The organism is Agreia bicolorata, assembly GCF_000938265.1.
In the GTDB taxonomy this organism is placed as follows: Bacteria; Actinomycetota; Actinomycetes; order Actinomycetales; family Microbacteriaceae; genus Agreia; species Agreia bicolorata.
Map to the genome: position 1 here is coordinate 127,689 of NZ_JYFC01000008.1, position 15,296 is coordinate 142,984.

The following is a 15,296-nucleotide window of genomic DNA, read 5'->3' on the forward strand; positions in this document are numbered from 1 at the left end:
TCGGGGTCATGCTCTCAGGCGTTGCTGGTAGTTTTGAGGAATACATCGACGAGAGGAGTCGTGTACACATGGTCGAATTCCTGGCGTCCTACGCATGGACGATCTGGCTGGCCCTGGTGCTGGTCTTTCTCATCGTCGAGATGTTCAGTCTCGAGTTCACGTTCCTCATGATCGCTCTCGGCAGCGTCGGCGGTCTCGTCTCCAGCCTCGTCGGGGTCCCCTGGTTCTTCCAGATCGTGATCGCTGCTGCGATCTCTCTTCTGCTCATCTTCACGATCCGCCCCCCGCTGCTCAGGGCTCTCAGGCGGGGCGGCGACCCCACGAAGAGCAACGTGGATGCGCTCATCGGTCTCGAGGGCATCGTCACGACGCGGCTCACCGGTGAGGGCGGTCACGTCAAGCTCTCCAACGGAGATATCTGGACGGCGCGGGTCTCCCCCATCACCGACTCGGCGGTCGTCGACCTCGGCGAGAGGGTGCTCGTGACCGCCATCGATGGGGCAACGGCATTCGTCGTCCCCGCAGAAAGGACAGCGCTGTGACCGGTTCGGACTCCTCCCTCGTCGGACAGATCGTGGTGGTCGCGATCATCGTGGTCATCGTCATCTTCGTGCTCGTGATTCTCGCCCGCTCGATCCGAATAATTCCTCAGGCAACTGCGGGCGTCGTGGAGCGACTCGGCGCATATCACAAGACGCTCGAGCCTGGACTCCGGGTGCTGGTGCCCTTCATCGACCGACTCCGCCCCCTCATCGACCTTCGTGAGCAGGTTGTCTCGTTCCCCCCGCAGCCGGTGATCACGGAAGACAACCTGGTTGTATCGATCGACACGGTGGTCTTCTTCCAGGTCACCGATGCCCGCGCTGCGACCTACGAGATCGCCAACTATCTCGGCGCGGTCGAGCAACTTGCAACTACTACGTTGCGCAATGTTGTCGGTGGACTCAACCTCGAACAGGCGCTGACCAGCCGTGACGAGATCAACGGCCAACTGCGGATCGTCCTCGACGAAGCCACCGGCAAATGGGGCATCCGGGTCGGACGAGTCGAACTGAAAGCCATTGATCCTCCCTTGTCGATCCAGGATTCGATGGAGAAGCAGATGCGGGCAGAGCGGGAGCGTCGCGCGGTGATTCTCACGGCGGAGGGCACCAAGCAGTCGGCGATCCTTGAGGCAGAGGGTCATCGGCAGGGCGAGATCCTGAGGGCGGAGGGTGATGCCCAGGCCGCGGTGCTGCGAGCCAAGGGCGAGGCAGAAGCCATCACGACCGTTTTCGGCGCCATCCATCAAGGCGAGCCTGATCAGCTTCTCCTTGCGTACCAGTACCTGCAGACTCTGCCTAAGCTCGCCGAGGGGTCGGCCAACAAACTATGGATCATTCCCAGCGAGCTCACCGAGGCGCTCAAGGGGATCGGTCAGGCATTCGGCGACCGTGGTCCGACACCACCAACGACGTAGAGGCGTCGGCGAGTGGTTCTCCCCCGCCGTGCCCCGAATTCTGGCCCATCGCGGCTTCGCCCTCGATGCTCCCGAGAACACGCTCGCCTCGTTCGATGCGGCTGTGCGCCTCGGCGTTCTCTACATCGAGACCGATGTTCACGCCTCCAGCGACGGTGTGGCGATGATCGCGCATGACCCCCGTCTGAATCGGGTCGCAGGCGTCGATGTCGAGGTGTCCAATTTGACAACCGAGGAGTTGCAGAAGATCGATCTCGGCGAGGGACATCGTATGCCGACCCTGCTCGAAGCTCTTCTCGCTTTTCCTCAAGCGCGTTTCAATATCGACATCAAGTCGCCGAGAGCGGGAGCCGCCGTCGCCCGTGCGGTACTCGAGTCCGAGGCGACCGATCGCGTGTTGATCACGTCGTTCTCGTCGAGACGGCGTGCGGAGGCAGTGAATCTCCTTCCCCGCGTGGCCAGTTCGGCCAGCGCTTCGCGCTTCGTCCTCATTCTCGCCCTGGCGAAGTTGGGACTCCTCGGGCTTGTTCCTGGGCTCGTGGGCGGGGTCGACGCGGTGCAGGTCCCTTCGCGGCACGGGCGCCTCACGATCGCAACAGACCGCGTGGTCAGGGCCCTTCATCGCCGTGGCGTGGAGATGCACATTTGGACGGTGAACGACCCCGTCGAGATGCGTCGACTGCTCGAGCTCGGCGTCGATGGAATTGTGACGGATCGGCCGGATCTGGCCCTCGAACTCGTGCGTCGTATCCGATCGCCAGACGAGGCACAGCCACGGGCGTGAGCCTGCTTACTCTCTGGGAGAGTTCTGGTAAAGCTCCGGCCGGGAAGAATTGCCCCCTTTCTGGGGTTTATAACGGTGTAAGCAACGCGAGAAAGGACCACACAATGGCGGATCGCAGCTTGCGCGGAATGAGACTCGGAGGCCAAAGCCTTCAGACCGAAGAAGGCGTCGTCTTCTCCCCGCGCTTGACCCACACGTATCACTGTCCCTCCTGCGGAAAAGACACCGACATGGTGTTCTCCGCAGAGGCCGAAGCTCCCGACACCTGGGAGTGCAAGTACTGCAGCATGGAAGCGACTCGGATGGTCGGGTCGGAACCCGTCGTCGTCGAGCACGCGGAGTCGAAGACGCCGCGAAGCCACTGGGACATGCTGCTCGAGCGCCGCACTCGGGCAGAGTTGGAGGAGCTCCTCGAGGAGCGCCTCACCTACCTCCGAGCCCGTCGAGGCCAGAAGGTCAACGCCTAGTTAGAAACCCAGCACGGTTCAGCGCCCCGGTCAGCATCAGCTGGCGCGGGGCGCTTTTCGTTGTGCCCGACGGGGGCTCCGGCCGGCGAACAGGCTGAGAGCAAAACCGGCGAGACCAAGACCAGACACGAGAAGCTCTATGCCGCTCCCCAGGAGCATCGCTGGAGTCTCCTGCGTCGCGAGCGGTACATCGGAGATCATCGATCCGGCCTCGTAGGGGGGAATGGATGCGATGGTCGAGCCGTCGGGGGCGATAATCGCCGATGTGCCGACGGTGGAGATGTTCACGACGCTGCGGCCCGTCTCCACCGCTCGCAGCCGGGCGATGGCGAGCTGCTGCAGGTTCTCGTCTGTCTTGCCGAAGTCGGCGTTGTTCGTCTGGGCGAGAATCACCTGCGCACCGTCATGGACCATGTCTCGCGCCACCGCATCGTCGGTGATGTCGAAGCAGATCGAAATGCCCGCGATCACGCCGTTGACATCGAAGACGGTGTCGGTTGTTCCCTTGCTGTAGTCACGGGTGACCAGATCGACGAGATCCGGAACGATGGCGCGGAAGAAAGCACGGGCCGGCATGTACTCGGCGAACGGCACGGGATGCCGCTTGTCGTAGTGATCGATCGAGCCGCGACCGGCCGCCCAGAGCAGCGACGTGTTGTAGTAGGTGTTCTGCGAGGGATTCGTGATCGTTCCCACGATGAATGGCGCATTCATCTTGCCGCTCAGATAATCGAGTTGCTTCGAAGCCTGCGCCGATCGTGCCGGGTCGAGATCCGATCCGTTCTCGGGCCACACGACCATGTCGACCTTCTGATCGATGATCTTCAGGGTCTCAGCCGTCTGATCGCTCAGCACGTCACCGGCCGCACGCTGAGAGAACAGCGACGCGTCGGTGTTTCCCTGCACGGCTGCGATGCGCGACGACCCTTCGGTCGGCGCATACCAGGCCGGCATGGCAAGAGTTGCGACGATGGCCGTGGCAGCCCAGACGGCACGAGTCGTCGAAGCAACGGCGGACACGCGCGCGAGTTCGATGAGAAAAGCGACAAGCCAGACCATGACGAACGAGACCCCAGAGAAGCCGATCCAGGCCACGAGCGACGCGTAGGGGCTCTCGGACTGCGAGAAGACGACCCGTCCCCACGAGAAGCCACCCTCGGGCCACACGGCTGTGATGGCCTCCCGAGCGGTCCACAGCCCCGCGATGACGATCGGCAGCATCACCAGCCGGATGCGCGTGCCTGGCCAGACGCGCCGGGCGCGAGCGTAGACCACGGCTATCAAGGACGCTCCCAAAGCGAAGAAGAGCGCCTGGAGGATCGCCAGCGCGAGCCAGGGAATAGGTCCGAGATAGAGCGTGAGCCAGATGATGTGCACACCCCAGAACGAGAATCCGCCCACCAGGCCGATCAGAAAAGCGCCGGGCGCGCGTCGGCCGATGACGGAGACAAGAACGAGTGCGATGCCCAGGAAGGTGACCGGCCAGATGCTCTTATCGGGGAAGCCAGTATCGAGGGCTACTCCCCCGGCGGCTGCCGTGAGGAGGGCCAGCCAGAACGGCATAAGCGGGCGCACAGATGCGCTGGTCTCGGGCAGCACTGGTCTCACGCCACCGACGAGTAGGCCACGATGCCTCGACGAATCAGGTCGAGAGCGTCACGCGCCGTGCGCGCGACACGCGCGTCGGGCTGCCCCTGCAGCTGGTCGAGCAGGTCGATGGTCTGCTTCGTCCAGCGAACGAAGTCGCCCGCTTGCATATCGGCGTCGGTCAGAACGTCGTCGAGACGGGCGCCTCGCGCCCACTGATACATAGCGAGGCTGAGACCGGTGGAGATGGGCGAGCCCTCGGGAAGACGGTGCCGAGCTTCGAGCTGCTGGATCGAGTCGAGGATGTGCCGAGTCGCCTCGAGAGCAGCTCTGAACGCTCCACGCGGCAGGAACCGATCGGCCAGATCGTTCTCTTCGCGTCGAGGTTCGTAGACCAGAGAGCAGGCCATGGCGGCGAGTCCGGCGGCATCCAGGTCTTTCCACGCCTGGCGGCGCAGGCATTCGGCAACCAGCAGATCGCGCTCACCGTAGATGCGTTTGAGCGTTCGCCCTGTCTGGGTGAGCGTCATCTCGCCATCCGTCTGAGCCGTGAGATAGCCGAGCTCGACGAGTACATCGGTGACCCGGTCGAAGACCTTGGATATCGCGCCGGTACGCGTGTTGATCTGCAGGGACAGGCGGTCTGTGTCTTTCTTCAGTCGCCACCACCGTTCTGCCCACCGCGCGTGCTGCTCTCGGTCGGGGCACGAGTGCACAGGATGCACCTTGAGCCGACGACGGAGGTCGTTGATCTTCTTCGCCCGAGAATCACGATCGGCGCGGGACTGGCTGTCTGCCTTTCCCGCCCCCGAGCGCTCGAGGTCGGTGATCTCCCGCCGCAGTGCAGCGTACTCGGCGAAATCGCCCCGGTCGCAGGTCATGGATCGTGCGTAGCCGGCGAGCGACTCCTCGTGCGAGCGAAGTTTGCGGGCGAGGTCGACAACGGCCCTGTCGGCCTGGAATTGTGCGAAAGACGACTCGAGGCTGTCTCTGGTGCGAGCTCGACCGAATTGCTCGATCAGATTGACCGCCATGTTGTAGGTGGGTCTGAAGCTCGAGTTGAGAGGGTAACTTCGTCTGGATGCAAGCGACGCGATCGCTTGCGGGTCGAGACCGTCTCGCCACTGAATGACAGAGTGCCCCTCGACATCGATCCCGCGTCGACCGGCGCGTCCCGTGAGCTGGGTGTACTCCCCCGGCGTGATCGGTACTCGGGCTTCTCCGTTGAATTTCTCGAGTTTCTCGAGAACGACCGTGCGCGCCGGCATATTGATGCCGAGCGCCAGCGTCTCGGTGGCGAAGACGACCTTGACGAGCTTCTTCTGAAAAAGTTCTTCGACGACTTCTTTGAAGGCGGGCAGGAGCCCGGCATGGTGCGCCGCCACTCCGCGCTGAAGGCCCTCCAGCCATTCCCAGTATCCGAGCACGGCCAGATCCTCGTCGAGGATCGTGCGGCATCTCTCTTCGACGATGTCGCGGATCTCATCTCGCTCGTCTGCGGTGGTGAGCCGGATGCCGGCTCGCAGCACCTGCTTGACGGCCTGATCGCATCCGATTCTGCTGAAGACGAAAAAGATCGCCGGCAGAAGATTCTGCCGGTCGAGCATGTCGATGACCTCGGGCCTGTCGGCTCGCTCCTGTGCGCCACCACCACGGTGGTAGGAGCCACCACCTCGTCGGTCACGTGAGCCTCGTCGATTCGAGCTCTGTGACATCGAGTTGCGGGCGATCCGCATGAGTTCGGGATTCACCCGATTGGTCGCGGCCTTTCCTGTCGCGTCGAACAGATCGATGAGCTTGCTGCGCACCATTACATGCTGGTCGAGGGGAACCGGGCGTTCTTCGGAGACGATCACTGACGTCTGGCCCCGAACCGCCTGCAGCCAGTCGCCGAACTCCTCGGCGTTCGAGACCGTGGCACTGAGCGAGACCAGTCGCACCTCGGACGAGAGGTGGATTATGACCTCTTCCCAGACGGCCCCGCGGAACCGGTCTGCAAGGTAGTGCACCTCGTCCATCACGACGTAGGCCAGGTCGGTGAGCAGATCGGAGTCGGCGTAGATCATGTTGCGGAGCACCTCGGTCGTCATGACCACGATGCGCGCCGACGCGTTGATGTTCGTGTCGCCCGTCAGGAGCCCCACGTTCTCGGCGCCGTATTCGGCCGTGAACTCGTGGAACTTCTGATTGCTCAGCGCCTTGATCGGCGCCGTGTAGAAGACCTTGGCTCTCTTCTGCTGCATCGCGAGGAACAGGGCGAACTCGGCGACGACCGTCTTTCCGGCGCCTGTCGGTGCTGCGACCAGCACGCTGTCGCCGCCCTCCAGGGCGCCGCACGCCTCGATCTGGAACGGGTCGAGGCCGAAGTCGACTCGCTCCGCGAACGCGTCGAGCAGAGGCTTGCCGCCCCGAGCCCGGCTGCGCGCATAGCGTTCGGCCGGCGAGAGTGCGGCAGGGTCGGATGCGCGCATCAGGCGGCCAATTCGCTGTCGAGGCGATCAGACGCGCGGGCAACGCGCCAGTCGTGGATCCACGCGACCCCGTAGGCCGCGAAGTAGAGGATGATCATAGGGATCGCGAGGAGGATCATCGCCGTCGGGTCTGCGGCCGGTGTCGCAATTGCCGTGAAGAGAACGATCACCAGGATGGCCACGCGCCACGACTTGATGATCGATGATGCGCTGAGAACGCCGACGAAGTTGAGCAGAACGAGGAAGACGGGGAGGACGAAGGCAATGCCGACGGCGAGAACCAGCTTGAGGACGAAGTCGTAGTAGCCGCGCGCCGTGATGAGGTTCGTATCTTCCGAGGGAGCGAAGCCTGCCAGAAGGATCACGATGTGGGGCAGCACATACCAGCCGGCCACGCAGCCCGCGAGGAAGAGAGGAATGGATGCGCCGAGGAACCCGACGCTGTATGCCTTCTCGCGGCGGGTCAGTCCCGGTACCAGGAATGCCCAGATCTGGTAGAGCCACACCGGTGATGACACCACGAAGCCGATCGTGAGCGCGATCTGCACCTTCAGATCGAAGGCGCCGCCGATGTTGTCCCAGTTGATGCTGGCGACACGCCCCTGCTGCTGACCGATCTCGGTGATGGGCCCCCGGATCGCATCGAGCACGAAGTCGGAGAGGAACCATCCGGCGATTGCGCCGAGAACGATGCCGATCGCCGCAATGAAGAGTCTCCTGCGTAGCTCGAGGAGATGCGCGCCGAGAGACATGCGTCCCTCGCGGTTGGCACGCCGCTTGGTTCGGGCGGCCACCGTGCCTATGGCTTTGGCTTGAACTCAGGCGAAACGACGCTCGGTGCCTGGTCGGCGACTGACGCGGCCTGTGCAGAGGTGTCGGTCGTGCCCGTCGTGTTTGACGGCGACGCGTTCTCGTCTTTCATCGTCTTGACTTCGCTGCGGAAGATGCGCATCGACTGGCCGAGGCTGCGCGCGAGACCCGGGAGCTTCGGAGCGCCGAAGAGCAGAACGACGACGACGAGAATGATGAGTAGGTGAGGCCACCCAAATGCGTTACCGAGCATCGGTCCGTCCTTCCCAGGCGTGTGGTGCGGTGATCAGTCTACCCCGCGCCAGACGCGTGTCCCTGCGAAGCTGCCGCATCGTGGCACGACGATCCTTCTCACGGTCGCGACGGTTCGCGACCGCCGCATAGCCGTCGAGGATCGCGTTCGGCGGCGTTTCGACCCGGAGCTCATCGACGTTCCGCTGCAGAAGCTCGACCTTGTCGGTCAGCAACTCCAACTCCTCGACGACGGCGACGCCTTTCTTGAAGAGGCGCCAGCCGAAGAACACGAGTGTGCCGATCAGGAGGATCGCCAGCGCAAGCCAGACGAGGATCCACGACCACCAGTACATCGTGCCAGCCTACGCGTTCGTGATCGTCGTCTCGGAGGACGGCGAATCGGGATACGCAGCCAGCGCATCGAGCGCCCAACGACGTGCTGCCTGACGGGCCTCGGGCGGATCCACGACTCGGGCCACCCCTGCAAGGCCGGCGACGAGGCGAGTGAGACCGTTGAAGTGCGCGACGCGAACGGATGCCCGACTCATATCTCCGGAACGGGTCACTCGTGTGCCCTCCGGCACGAACTCGCCGAGCAGGCTCAGTGCCTCGGGGCGGAATTCGAGAACGACGCTCGTGTGCTCCCCCGACGTGTCGAAGAGGGAATCGGAGAGGGGTACGTCGGCGGGTCGGTGATCGATGGCCAGGTCGGTGACCCGCAGCGCATCGATGCGATCGAGGCGGAACGTGCGCACAGAGTGCCGCGAGTGGCACCAGGCTCGCAGATACCAGTCGTCGTCATCCGAATCCAGACGCAGCGGATCGACGCGTCGGTGCTCTGTCTGCCCACGCGAGTCTCTGTAGTCGAACTCGAGTTGCACGCCCTGAGACAGGGCATCGCCGATGCGGGCGAACGTCTCGTTCGTCGCCGCCGGGGACACGATGACCTGACTCGGCGTCTCGGATGCACCGCGCGCAAGTTTGGTTGCGAGGCTCGAGTACGCCGCCGAATCGACGTTTTCGGGCAGCGATTGAATGTATTGAAGTCCAGCGATGAGGGCAGATGCTTCGCGGGCCGAGAAGCGGGGCGAGTCATCGATGGCGACGAGCTGGGTGATGATGATCTCGTTCTCGTCGAACGCATCCCAGTCGATATCGAAGAGGTCACCGTGCTGATAGTTGCTGTCGCTTCCTGGCACGCCCGACACCGCGATCAGAAGCACGGCCTCACGGATGGTCTCGTCCGACACTCCGAAGTGCCGGGCCGCGTCGTGCACGCTCACCTGGGACTGCTGAATCAAATAGGGAACGAGCGAGAGAAGGAACGTCAGCTTGTCTTGCGCGTGGTGAAACCCGCCGGATGTCGTCTGCTCGGCGCTCATGCGGCATCCACCGTGTCTGAGTGGCTCGCGACGATCGCCCGGAGCCGATCGCGAACCGCGTTCAGGAGCGCCGGCGGTGAAATCACGACGACCTCGGGTCCGAAGGCGGCCAGATCGTCGGCGAGAAGCGCCAGGTCGGTGTAGTGCAACGCGATGGTCCCGTCGGTGTGCCGGATGCTCCCCCGCCGCTTTCCGAGGCGCGATTCGGCATCGGTACCGGGCCGCACCGAGACGCGCGCGATCTGCGTGCTCCAGATCTCGTCGAGCTCTGCCAGCGCATCGTCACCGGCCGTCGCTGATGCCGGACGAGGTGCGGGCGTGCGGGTGACCACGACGGGGCCCACGATCCTCGACAGGAGGAAGGTGCGCGGGGCGTCGGCCTGTTGATCCTCAGCCTGCAGGTACCAGCGGCCCTGGTGCTGCACAACGGCGGTCGGGGCTACCGTTCTCTCTCGGGCATTCTGCTCCCCCGGCTTGAGGTAGCTGAAACGCACGAGAACCGCCTTGTCCAGGGCGTCGGTGAGTGGTCCGAAGGCGGCGTCTCGTGTGCGGATGCGCGGGGCGTAGCCGACGAGCTGCTTGCTTCCCTCGGTTCCCAGTGAGCGCAGCTTGAGAAGCGCCCGGCGGGACTCGCCGGAGAGCGATCCCTCTCGCCAGACCATGGCCGCCAGGTTGAGCAGAGTGGTCTCTTCTGGGGTGAACGTGATGTCGGCGGGAAGATCGTAATCACCCTTGGCTATGCGGTAGCGCAACGCCTGGTTGTTGCCCGGGTCGGTCGGTGACTCGAGCGTCTCGAGCGGCACGCCCAGCTCGCGGATGTCGTCTTTGTCGCGCTCGAACTGGCGCTCGAGGCTCGAATTGTCTCCGCCCGGAACGAACTTCTGCCGGTAGCCCTGAACGGCGCCCAAGATCTCGGCCTTGGTGAGGCCGATCTCTGTGGAAACGAGAGCCAGAACGAGGCTGAAGAGTCGCTCTTCGACGGCAACAGCGGGAGCTGATGCTTCGGTCGAGGACGTGGTTCGGGACTGGTCTGGCACGGGCACTATTTTAGTGCGCCGCAGTAGCTCGGTGACCTGAGCCGCCCTTGTCAGGACGCCGGGTTGGAACCGAGGATGTCGACGACATAGACGAGCGTGGAACCCGGGGGGACGCCTGTCGTTCCCGTGTCACCGAAACCGTCGCTCGGAGGAACGACAACGAGAACCTGGGAGCCGACGGTCTGGCCGACGAGCCCCTTGAGGAGTCCAGGCACGACGCCGCCCTTCGTGGTCGTTCCGTCGGCGGCGAGAATCTGAACGGCAGCGCCCTTGTCCCAGGTGGATTCGAAGACGGACTTGTCACCCCAGACGACACCGAGTTCCTGAACGACGAGAACATCGTTCTCGGCGACCACTGCTCCGGATCCCTTCTTGAGGGTGGTGTAGCGCAGATCGCTTGGCACGGGGCCGGAGGGGATGGTGACGCCGGGCCGGCCATCTGGTGCGGTGACGACGCTGGGGAATCCTGCTTCTGCGGGCTCGGCGGAACCGTTCGCGGCGCCGGGGTACACCGAGGTGATGTCGAAGACATAGGCGTCAGCGGTGCCGTCTGCCGGTGCCGTCGACTGGTCGACCGTCGTCTGAGCGGTGGGGATGACGGCTGCGATCCGGTCTCCTGCACGTGCGCAATCAAGGGCGTCGATGAACCCGGCCGGCGTCACCTTCTGATCGAGCGTGATCATAAAGGGTGCCTGCTGAGACTGCGACGAGTCGGTGCCGCTCGCGATAACTGCCTTGCCCCAGATCACATCCCCCACCTGCGCGGCAGGGCCGGAGCCAGCCGTGAGTACGGAGCGTTCGGTGCTCTTCGACTTCAGCGGAGTGGCGAAGTCGAGGGTTGCCTGCCCGGGATCACCGGCGGCCGTGACGGTCTCGGATGCCGCTCCCGGCTGAGCCAAGGGTGTGCAGTTTCCGTCGGCGAGGCCCGATCCTGGGGACGCGCACGCAGACAGGGTGGCGAGAAGACCCGCAGACAGAATGAGCGCGATCGACTTGCGCACGGATCCTCTTTTCAGTGGTGGTTGAGCGGACAACAGCTTAGTTTATTCCGGGTCGGCGTCGTCGCCGGGCACCGGGTGCTCGGCGTCGCCGGCGGTGCGTGCTGTGGCGGTTGCCGTCGCCATTCGCACTCGCTTGCGGAGGCTCTTGGGGCTGATACCGCGTTCGCCGAGTGCGCCCGGGGTCCACGTCTCAACGTCGTCGTCGGAGTATTCCGATTTGGATGCCCGGCGCTTCAGTTCAGGTAGCTGGGCGCCCGGCGCGAGCCGGCGCGCGGTGACGAGGAAGCCCGTGTGGCCGATCATGCGATGATCCGGTCTCACGGCCAGGCCCTCGACGTGCCACGACCTGATCATGGTCTCCGAGGGCTGCGGATCGGTGAAAGCCCCTGTGCTGCGGATTGTCTCGACGACGCGGGATAGCTGGGTGACGGTGGCCACGTAGCAGAGCACGACTCCCCCCGGTTTGAGCGCGTCGGTCACCGCGGGGATGCACTCCCATGGCGCGAGCATGTCGAGCACCACGCGATCCACCGAGTGATCCGGATGCTGTTCGGGCAGAGCCTCGCTCAGGTCGCCCAGGGTGATGCTCCAGTTGCCGGGAGTCGAGCCGGAGAACGCGGTCACGTTGGCCATGGCCACATCGGCGAACTCTTCGCGTCGTTCGAACGACGACAGGCGCCCCTCAGGACCGATCGCTCGCAGCAGCCAGAGCGACAGGGCGCCGCTGCCGACGCCGGCCTCGACGACCGTGGCACCCGGGAAGATGTCGGCCTGGCCGAGGATCTGCGCCGCGTCCTTCGGGTAGATGATCGCGGCGCCGCGCGGCATCGACATCACAAAGTCGGTGAGAAGGGGGGCGCAGCACGAGGTACTCGACACCGACCGTGTTCGTGACGACGGATCCGTCGGGCTGCCCGATGATCGCGTCGTGGTCGATCGCTCCGCGGTGGGTGTGGAACTCCGCCCCGGTCGCCAGTGTGATGGAGTTGAGCTTGCCCTTGGGGCCGGTGAGCTGCACGCGTTCGCCGACGCGGAACGGCCCGGAGAATGAATTCACAGTTATGGGTGTCGACTTCCGGTTGTGGGGTGGATGGCGCCCGGGCGCCTGTGGGCCTGCAGAGCTGCACCGACGTCGTCGACGGTGCGGCCCGCGAGCGTCGGCCACAATACACTCGCCGGGCTGTTCTCGAGCGGGAGTAGGTGGGGTACGCCGATCGTGACGGCGCCCGACGCCGCAGCGCTGGTGACACCAGGAACGGAGTCCTCGAAAGCGACGCAGTCTTCGATGGGAACTCCCAGGAGACGCGCGGCTTCGAGATAGGCCTCGGGATGAGGCTTGCTGTTCTCGACGCTGTCGCCTGAGACGACGGCATCGAAGGCATCGAAGGGAATGAAAGATCTGACGTGCTCAGCCATGACGCCGAATGACATGGTCACGAGAGCACAGGGCACGGAAGACTCCCGCAGGGCGGAGAGCAGCTCGCGGGCACCGGGTCGCCATGGCACACTCACGCTGATGAGCGTCATCACCTCGTGCGTCAGGTGATCGATGATCTCGTCGGCCTGCATGTCGACGCCACGCTCCTGAAGGAGACGGGCCGTACGGTCGAGCCCGGAACCCACCAGGGTCATCGCGTCGTCGTGGGTCCAGACGCCGCCGAATCGGGAGACGAGCGCCTCCTGCGACCGCATCCAATAGGGCTCGGTATCGACGATTGTTCCGTCCATGTCCCACAGGACGGCGGCGGGCATGGGTGTCATCACGTGGAACGAGTCTACGGGGCCGGGCGCCTGGTCTGGATCGACGGCCTATCCTTGTCAGAACGATCACGCGACGACGAAAAGGGTTCTCCACACGGTGACACAGGGCAACGAATTCCTCAGAGGGCGGCTTCTTGTCGTCGCATTCGAGGGCTGGAACGATGCGGGCGAAGCGGCGACGGGAGCTGTGCAGCTGCTGCGCGAGCAGCTCGACCTGGTCACGATCGCCGGTGTCGATGCCGAGGAGTACTTCGACTTTCAGTTCAACAGGCCGGTGGTGTCTCAAGACGACGAGGGCAATCGAGCCCTGATCTGGCCGAGCGCGACGATCTACGGTCCGGCGAGCACGGAGGTCGACAACATTCCTCTCGCAGCCGACGCAGAACTTCGCGTGGGATCGGACAACACCGGCAATGTCTTCCTGCTCGTGGGTGCTGAGCCGTCTCGCAACTGGAAGAAGTTCACGGTCGAGGTGCTCGACGCGGCCATGACCGCCGGTGTCTCGGGAATCGTTCTGCTCGGGGCTCTGCTGGCCGACGTGCCGCACACCCGGCCGATCTCCGTGACCGCGACGAGCGAGAACGCATCCGTGCGCAGCCAGCTCGGCATCGAGAGATCCACATACGAAGGCCCTGTCGGCATCCTGAGCGTTATCGCCGATGCGGCCGAGGCTCTGGGAATCGCGACGGTCTCCATCTGGGCATCCGTTCCGCACTACGTGCACAACGCCCCGTCTCCCAAGGCGACGTTGGCGCTGATCGACAAGCTCGAGGAACTCGTCGACGTCGTGATCCCCCGCGGCGATCTCGTCGACGAGGCATCCGCCTGGGAGTCTGGAATCGACGCGCTTGCCGGAGAAGATGACGAGATGGCCTCCTACATTCAGCAGCTCGAGCAGGCGCGCGACACGGTCGACTCGCCCGAGGCGAGCGGCGAGGCGATCGCGCAGGAGTTCGAGAAGTATCTGCGCAAGCGCGGCGACGGCCGACCAGACGAGCCGTGGCGCCCCGGCGCTTGACGGTCTGCTCTAGAGCTGCACTCCCAGCAGTGCGTCGACGGCGCGTGCCACGAGGCCTCCCGTCGGATGCGCGCCTGCGACCCATTCATCGATCACCTTGAGGGCGGCGGGAGTGTCGAGGTCTGACGAAAGCACACCGCGAAGCTCCGCGAGCAGCGTGACCTCGTGGTCGAAGGCATCGGATGCCTGTGGGCGCGCGACCGCATCGCGCCAGCGCTCGAGGCGGGCAACGGCTTCTGCCAGGCCGGCGTCGGTCCACTCCCAGTCGTCGCGGTAATGGTGCGCGAGAACGGCGAGTCGCACGGCCGACGGGTCGACACCGGATGCGCGAAGACCCGAGACCAGTACGAGGTTGCCCAGCGACTTGCTCATCTTCTCGCCCTGGTAGGCGACCATGCCCGCGTGTGCGTGCACGTCGGCGAAGCGCTTACCCGTGAGGGCCGTTGCGTGCGCCGCAGAGAACTCGTGGTGAGGGAAGACGAGATCGCTGCCGCCGCCTTGCACGCAGAAGTGTGGACCGAGGGCATCGAGTGCGATGACCGAGCATTCGATGTGCCATCCCGGGCGTCCTTCGCCGACGGCGCTGGGCCACGACGGTTCGCCCTCGCGGGCAGCGCGCCACAGCAGCGGATCGAGCCGATTGCGCTTGCCTTCGCGGTCGGGGTCTCCCCCGCGCTCCGCGAAGAACGCAGCCATCGTCGCCGCGTCGAGACGGCTTTCGAGCCCGAGGTGCCAGTCGGTGTGCTCGGCGGCCGCGTCGATGTCGAAGTAGATGTCCTGGCCGTCGGCATCCCTCGCGTCCGGCGTGTCGACCGGGTAGCCGAATCCGGCGTCGACGAGCCGGCGTACGGCATCCGCTATCGGGTCGACGACCTCGGTGACGGCGACGTAGTCGCGGGGCGGAAGGACGCGCAACGCCGCCATGTCTGTTCGGAACAGCTCGACCTGGCTCGCGGCGAGTTCGCGCCAGTCGACGCCGGTCGCGTTCGCTCTCTCGAGCAGCGGGTCGTCGACATCGGTGACGTTCTGCACATAGTCGACCTCGAGGCCCGCGTCGATCCACAGACGCTGGATGCCGTCGAAGGCCAGGTAGGTCGACGCATGACCCAGGTGGGTGGCGTCGTAGGGGGTGATCCCGCACACGTAGATGCCGATCCGGCCGTCGACGCCCGCCGTCTCGACCAGTGACTCTGTCGAGTCGTCGAAGACCCGGGGAACGGGACCCCGTCCGGGAAGTGAGGGGACGGTGGGTCTGCTCCAGGAATGCACTGCAAAAGACTACCGT

The 15,296-nt window shown here is 64.7% G+C and carries 15 protein-coding genes and 1 pseudogene; 5 read left to right on the forward strand and 11 right to left on the reverse strand.

Annotated features, from left to right (window positions below):
• The first annotated feature begins 68 nt into the window (after nucleotides 1-68).
• The 4 genes from TZ00_RS16245 to TZ00_RS16260 all read left to right on the forward strand — a co-directional run bounded on the left by TZ00_RS16245 (nucleotide 69) and on the right by TZ00_RS16260 (nucleotide 2,710).
• Nucleotides 69-542, forward strand: a complete 474-nt coding sequence (locus TZ00_RS16245; RefSeq protein ID WP_044443286.1) for an NfeD family protein — start codon at nucleotides 69-71, stop codon at nucleotides 540-542.
• Between the two features lie 29 nt (nucleotides 543-571).
• On the forward strand, nucleotides 572-1,459 hold the full coding sequence (locus TZ00_RS16250) for an SPFH domain-containing protein (protein ID WP_420796239.1): 888 nt from the start codon (nucleotides 572-574) through the stop codon (nucleotides 1,457-1,459).
• Nucleotides 1,460-1,487: 28 nt separating this feature from the next.
• A complete protein-coding gene (locus TZ00_RS16255) occupies nucleotides 1,488-2,243 on the forward strand; it encodes a glycerophosphodiester phosphodiesterase family protein (RefSeq protein WP_044443290.1) in 756 nt (251 codons plus the stop codon).
• Between the two features lie 104 nt (nucleotides 2,244-2,347).
• Nucleotides 2,348-2,710: an RNA polymerase-binding protein RbpA gene (locus TZ00_RS16260; RefSeq protein WP_044443292.1), complete on the forward strand. Its 363-nt coding sequence runs from the start codon at nucleotides 2,348-2,350 to the stop codon at nucleotides 2,708-2,710.
• 36 nt (nucleotides 2,711-2,746) lie between these two features.
• Here TZ00_RS16260 and lnt read toward each other — a convergent pair whose 3' ends face one another.
• The 10 genes and pseudogenes from lnt to TZ00_RS16310 form a co-directional block, all read right to left on the reverse strand.
• Nucleotides 2,747-4,318 carry an apolipoprotein N-acyltransferase gene (gene lnt, locus TZ00_RS16265; RefSeq protein WP_238579728.1) on the reverse strand — a complete coding sequence of 524 codons (1,572 nt, stop codon included), beginning with the start codon at nucleotides 4,316-4,318 and terminating at the stop codon, nucleotides 2,747-2,749.
• A complete protein-coding gene (locus tag TZ00_RS16270; RefSeq protein ID WP_044443294.1) occupies nucleotides 4,315-6,768 on the reverse strand; it encodes a DEAD/DEAH box helicase in 2,454 nt (817 codons plus the stop codon). Before TZ00_RS16270 ends, lnt begins: the two co-directional genes overlap by 4 nt.
• Nucleotides 6,768-7,520, reverse strand: a complete 753-nt coding sequence (gene tatC / locus TZ00_RS16275; RefSeq protein ID WP_044443466.1) for a twin-arginine translocase subunit TatC — start codon at nucleotides 7,518-7,520, stop codon at nucleotides 6,768-6,770. Before tatC ends, TZ00_RS16270 begins: the two co-directional genes overlap by 1 nt.
• A gap of 47 nt (nucleotides 7,521-7,567) precedes the next feature.
• The gene (gene tatA, locus TZ00_RS16280) at nucleotides 7,568-7,831 is read right to left on the reverse strand and encodes a Sec-independent protein translocase subunit TatA (protein WP_044443296.1); all 264 of its coding nucleotides are present in this window, start codon (nucleotides 7,829-7,831) and stop codon (nucleotides 7,568-7,570) included.
• Nucleotides 7,821-8,165, reverse strand: coding sequence for a hypothetical protein (locus TZ00_RS16285; protein WP_044443298.1), 345 nt, complete (start codon nucleotides 8,163-8,165; stop codon nucleotides 7,821-7,823). Before TZ00_RS16285 ends, tatA begins: the two co-directional genes overlap by 11 nt.
• A 9-nt stretch (nucleotides 8,166-8,174) precedes the next feature.
• Nucleotides 8,175-9,194, reverse strand: a complete 1,020-nt coding sequence (locus TZ00_RS16290) for a helix-turn-helix transcriptional regulator (RefSeq protein ID WP_044443300.1) — start codon at nucleotides 9,192-9,194, stop codon at nucleotides 8,175-8,177.
• Nucleotides 9,191-10,231: a helix-turn-helix transcriptional regulator gene (locus TZ00_RS16295; protein ID WP_044443467.1), complete on the reverse strand. Its 1,041-nt coding sequence runs from the start codon at nucleotides 10,229-10,231 to the stop codon at nucleotides 9,191-9,193. Before TZ00_RS16295 ends, TZ00_RS16290 begins: the two co-directional genes overlap by 4 nt.
• Nucleotides 10,232-10,281: 50 nt before the next feature.
• A complete protein-coding gene (locus tag TZ00_RS16300; protein WP_044443302.1) occupies nucleotides 10,282-11,232 on the reverse strand; it encodes an FKBP-type peptidyl-prolyl cis-trans isomerase in 951 nt (316 codons plus the stop codon).
• Between the two features lie 42 nt (nucleotides 11,233-11,274).
• Nucleotides 11,275-12,295: pseudogene (locus TZ00_RS16305) on the reverse strand (tRNA (adenine-N1)-methyltransferase).
• Nucleotides 12,292-12,993, reverse strand: a complete 702-nt coding sequence (locus TZ00_RS16310) for an HAD family hydrolase (RefSeq protein WP_420796240.1) — start codon at nucleotides 12,991-12,993, stop codon at nucleotides 12,292-12,294. Before TZ00_RS16310 ends, TZ00_RS16305 begins: the two are co-directional and overlap by 4 nt.
• A 97-nt stretch (nucleotides 12,994-13,090) precedes the next feature.
• Here TZ00_RS16310 and TZ00_RS16315 point away from each other — a divergent pair, with 97 nt between their 5' ends.
• The gene (locus TZ00_RS16315) at nucleotides 13,091-14,011 is read left to right on the forward strand and encodes a proteasome assembly chaperone family protein (RefSeq protein WP_044443306.1); all 921 of its coding nucleotides are present in this window, start codon (nucleotides 13,091-13,093) and stop codon (nucleotides 14,009-14,011) included.
• Between the two features lie 9 nt (nucleotides 14,012-14,020).
• Here TZ00_RS16315 and mshC read toward each other — a convergent pair whose 3' ends face one another.
• Complete coding sequence (mshC, locus tag TZ00_RS16320) at nucleotides 14,021-15,280, reverse strand: cysteine--1-D-myo-inosityl 2-amino-2-deoxy-alpha-D-glucopyranoside ligase (RefSeq protein WP_044443308.1); 1,260 nt, start codon at nucleotides 15,278-15,280, stop codon at nucleotides 14,021-14,023.
• Nucleotides 15,281-15,296 lie beyond the last annotated feature (16 nt).